Annotated in this window: 3 protein-coding genes; 1 reads left to right on the plus strand and 2 read right to left on the minus strand. The window is 68.9% G+C overall.

The window, feature by feature from the left end; genetic code table 11:
• Window positions 1–225, plus strand: a 225-nt coding sequence (locus tag DK459_RS19970) for a cytochrome c5 family protein (RefSeq protein WP_199234302.1), incomplete at its 5' end; no start/stop codon positions are given.
• Window positions 226–323: 98 nt separating this feature from the next.
• On the opposite strand, the gene DK459_RS19975 is transcribed toward DK459_RS19970, so the two are convergent.
• Together DK459_RS19975 and DK459_RS19980 are read right to left on the minus strand one after the other, a co-directional pair.
• Window positions 324–1,982, minus strand: coding sequence for a 3-hydroxyacyl-CoA dehydrogenase (locus DK459_RS19975; RefSeq protein WP_370445609.1), 1,659 nt, complete (start codon window positions 1,980–1,982; stop codon window positions 324–326).
• Window positions 1,900–3,129, minus strand: a complete 1,230-nt coding sequence (locus DK459_RS19980) for a CaiB/BaiF CoA-transferase family protein (protein ID WP_006386798.1) — start codon at window positions 3,127–3,129, stop codon at window positions 1,900–1,902. Before DK459_RS19980 ends, DK459_RS19975 begins: the two co-directional genes overlap by 83 nt.
• Window positions 3,130–3,200 lie beyond the last annotated feature (71 nt).

The following is a 3,200-nucleotide window of genomic DNA, read 5'->3' on the forward strand; positions in this document are numbered from 1 at the left end:
CTCTATAAGAGCGTCTGTTTCGCCTGTCACGCCACCGGCGTGGCCAACGCCCCCAAGTTCGGCGACAAGGCCGCCTGGGAGCCCTACATCAAGACCGGCATGGACGCCATGGTCAAGGTCGCGATGCAGGGCAAGCCGCCCATGCCGCCCAAGGGCGGCGCGGCCAACGCTTCGGAAGACGACATCCGCGCGGCGGTCCAGTACATGGTGGATGCGGCCAAGTAAGCGCTGCCCTTCGCGCCGCGCGACCGCGAGTCCCGCAGGCCCGAAAAAAAGCCCCTCGATGCATCGAGGGGCTTTTTTGTTTCCGGCGGCGCTTCGCGTCAGTCGGCGGCCGAGGTCTTGAGCAGCGACATGCCCAACTGCACGCGGCGCTGCAGCCACAGGCTGGGACGGTAGCGCGGGTCGCCCGTGACGCGCTGCATGCTCTTCAGGATCTCCAGGATGCGCTCCGCGCCCAGCGCATCGCCCAGGGCCAGCGGGCCCACCGGATATCCCAGGCCCAGGGTCACGGCGCGGTCGATGTCTTCCGGCGTGGCGATCTGCTGTTGCGCGATATCGGCGGCGATGTTGACGATCATGGCCACGATGCGCTGCGCGACGAAGCCCGGCGAATCCTCGACCACCGACACCGGCACGCCGTCGCCGGCCAGCACCGCGTGCGCGGCATCGCGCCATTTGGCCTCGGTTGCCGGCGACACCATCAGGGTGCGGCGCTTGGCCTTGTCGAACGCGTGCAGGGTATCGAGGCCGACGCAGCGCGCCGGATCCAGCCCTTGGGCCGACACCGTGGTGGACACGTCTTCACCGAACGGCGTGACGATGATGAGCGCATCGGCCGCCGGCGTGGAACCGGACACCAGCGGCGCGCCCAGCTTTTCCAGCAGCGCGGTGGCGCGCGCGTAACCTTCCGCGTGGCGCGGGCTGACCCAGACCTTCAGGCCTTGCGGCAGCGCCGGCACGGGCGGCTCGGCGGGCACTTGCTTCTGGCCATCGACGTACTTGTAGAAGCCCTCGTCGGCCTTGCGGCCGATCAGGCCGCCGGCCAGGCGCACGGTGGTGATGGGCGACGGGCGAAAGCGCGGCTCGTCGAAGAACTGGCGGTAGATGGATTCCATCACCGGATGCGAAACGTCCAGCGCGGTCAGGTCCAGCAGCTCGAACGGGCCCATGCGGAAGCCGGCCTGCTCGCGCATGATGGCATCCACCTGCGCGAAGCTCGCCACCGATTCCTGCGCCACGCGCAGGCCTTCGGTGTTCATGCCGCGACCGGCGTGGTTGACGATGAAGCCGGGCATGTCCTTGGCGCGCACCGGCGTGTGGCCCATGCGGCGCGCCAGTTCGGCCAGCGCGTCGCCGGTCTCGCGCGCGCTGCGCAGGCCGTCGATGACCTCGACCACCTTCATCAGCGCCACCGGGTTGAAGAAGTGATAGCCGGCGACGCGTTGCGGCAGCTTGCAAGCGGCGGCGATGGCGGTGATCGACAGCGACGAGGTGTTGGAGGCCAGGATGCAGTCGTCGGCCACCACGCCTTCCAGCGCCGCGAACAGGTCGCGCTTGACGTCCAGGCGCTCGACGATGGCTTCGACCACCAGCTGGCATTGCGACATGTCGGTCAGCGCGGTGGCGGACTCGACCCGCTCCAGCGCGGCCTGCGCGTCGGCGGCGGTCAGCTTGCCCTTCTGGGCCAGCTTGTCCCAGGTCTGGCGCAGCGACTCGCGCGCGGCGGCCACGGCGTCGGCGCTGGTGTCGTACAAGCGCACCCGCAAGCCGGCCTGCGCCGCGATCTGGGCGATGCCACGCCCCATGGCCCCGGCGCCCACGACGCCGATGGTTTGAATCTCCGTCATCAACTTCTCCTGCCTGTCATTGGAATGGTGTGTGCGCCGTGCGGGGGTATCAGGACGGGCTTTGCGCCAGCGCCTGGATCTCCGCGTCCGACAGCCCGAGCTTTTCGGACAGCACCTGCGCGGTGTGCTCACCCAGCATGGGCGGGGCGCGACGGTATTCGACCGGGCTGCCCGAGAACTTCAGCGGACTGGCGGCCATGGGCACGGTGCCCGCGGTCGGATGCGGCAGTTCGCGCTTCATGCCGCGCGCCAGCACCTGCGGGTCTTCGTAGACCTGGTCGAGCGTATTGATCGGGCCGGCCGGCACGCCCACGGCCTCGAGCGAGGCGAGCCAGTGGTCGCGCGCGCCGGTGGCCATGCGTTCGGCCAGCAGCGGCACCAGCGCCTCGCGGTTCTTGACGCGCTGCGGGTTGGTGGAAAAACGCGGGTCGGCCGAGAGTTCGGGCAGGCCGATGGCGCCGCAATAGTTGCGGAACTGGCTGTCGTTGCCCACGGCGACGATCAGGTGGCCGTCGCTGGCGGCGAAGACCTGGTACGGCACCAGATTCTGGTGCGCGTTGCCGGCGCGGCGCGGGGCGTTGCCGGAGGTCATGAAGTTCAGGTTCTGGTTCGCCAGCATGGCGACCTGGCAATCCAGCAGCGCCATGTCGATGTGCTGGCCCAGGCCGCTGACCGAGCGCTCGTGCAGCGCGGCCAGGATGCCGACGGTGGAGTACATGCCGGTCATCAGGTCGGCCACGGCCACGCCCGCCTTCTGCGGACCGCCGCCGGGCAGGTCGTCGCGCTCGCCGGTGATGCTCATCAGGCCGCCCATGCCCTGGATCATGAAGTCGTAGCCGGGGCGGCTGGCGTAGGGACCGGTCTGGCCGAAGCCGGTGATGGAGCAGTAGATCAGGCGCGGGTTCGCTTCCTTCAGGCTGGCGTAGTCCAGGCCGTACTTGGCCAGGCCGCCGACCTTGAAGTTCTCGACCAGGATGTCGCTCTGCAAGGCCAGTTCACGCACCAGTTCGGCGCCGCGCGGCGAGGCGATATCGAGGGCGACGGAGAATTTGTTGCGGTTGGCAGAGAGGTAGTAGGCGGCTTCGGTGGTGTCGTTGCCGGCCGCGTCCTTCAGGTACGGGGGGCCCCAGGCGCGGGTGTCGTCACCGGCGCCGGGGCGCTCGATCTTGATGACTTCGGCGCCGAGGTCGGCCAGGTTCTGGGTGCACCAGGGGCCGGCGAGCACGCGGGTCAGGTCCAGGACGCGGATGCCTGTCAGGGGAGCGGGACGTTGCGACATCTTTTATCTTTTCGCCAGAGAGGATTAGGTCAGTGGGGATATTAGCCGGTGGGGGCTTGGGTGTGTTGGGG

Source organism: Achromobacter sp. RW408, from assembly GCF_003184165.1.
Lineage (GTDB): Bacteria > Pseudomonadota > Gammaproteobacteria > Burkholderiales > Burkholderiaceae_B > Achromobacter > Achromobacter xylosoxidans.

Excerpts from the sequence above, each read along its gene's own strand:
- DK459_RS19980 (WP_006386798.1), bottom strand. The coding sequence starts at position 3,129 with ATGTCGCAACGTCCCGCTCCCCTGACAGGCATCCGCGTCCTGGACCTG.